Here is a 747-nt window from a genome sequence, read left to right on the forward strand (position 1 = left end):
AGCTTCGCGCGGTGGATGATCTTGCGATAGTCCCCACTGGCATATTGCATGCCGCAGTCCGAATGCAGGATCAGGCCCGGGAGCGGACCGCGCCGGTCCAGGGCCATCCAGAGCGCATCACAGCAGAGCTCCGCTTTCAGATGTTCGGCCATGGACCACCCCACGATTTCGCGGGACGCATGCGCCATTGTCCTTGGAGTTGCCCATCGCGGCGCCACCGGTCGGAGCCCGATGGGCGACGGCGGACAAAGGCACATTCCTTGACCGCAGCGAGGTAGAGCCAGCCCTCGCCGGTACCGACATAGGTGATGTCGGCCAGCCAGACGGTGTTCTGGGTGGTGCAGTGAAACGCCCGCTGCAGCAGGTTCGGCGACGGGGTCAGCTGGTGATTGCTGTTTGTGGTGACCGGCTTGCGGCGCTTGCGCGGACGGGCTGAGATCCTGTTTTTCTGCATTATTCTGGCTACACGACGTTCTGAGACGCTCTCCCCGTCAGCGCATGGATCCCGGTGGATGCGTTTGGACCCGTAGCGCCCCTTGCTGGCTTTGAAAAAATGGCTGATCCGCTCCAGCAGTGCCTTGTCCCGTGCCGCACGCCGCGCCTTCCGACTTTCACGGGCTGCCTCACCGGCGCCGTGACCATAAAACCAACTGCGCGACAGGCGGACCAGCCGGCAAAGTGTAGAAACCGCGTTCTCCCGCTTACGCGGCCCCACTGGGGCCACGGTCAGTCGAACTGAGCTTTGTG

The 747-nt window shown here is 63.3% G+C and carries 2 protein-coding genes; both read right to left on the reverse strand.

All coding sequences use genetic code 11. The features are described from left to right. Window positions 1-188, reverse strand: a 188-nt coding sequence (locus FEV53_RS22325; protein ID WP_425465514.1) for a DDE-type integrase/transposase/recombinase, incomplete at its 3' end; no start/stop codon positions are given. Beyond that, on the reverse strand, window positions 137-747 hold a 611-nt coding region (locus FEV53_RS20450; RefSeq protein ID WP_142836427.1), incomplete at its 5' end, for an IS3 family transposase. The genes FEV53_RS22325 and FEV53_RS20450, both read right to left, overlap by 52 nt.

The sequence above is a fragment of the Palleronia caenipelagi genome (assembly GCF_007004065.1).
Classification (GTDB): domain Bacteria; phylum Pseudomonadota; class Alphaproteobacteria; order Rhodobacterales; family Rhodobacteraceae; genus Palleronia; species Palleronia caenipelagi.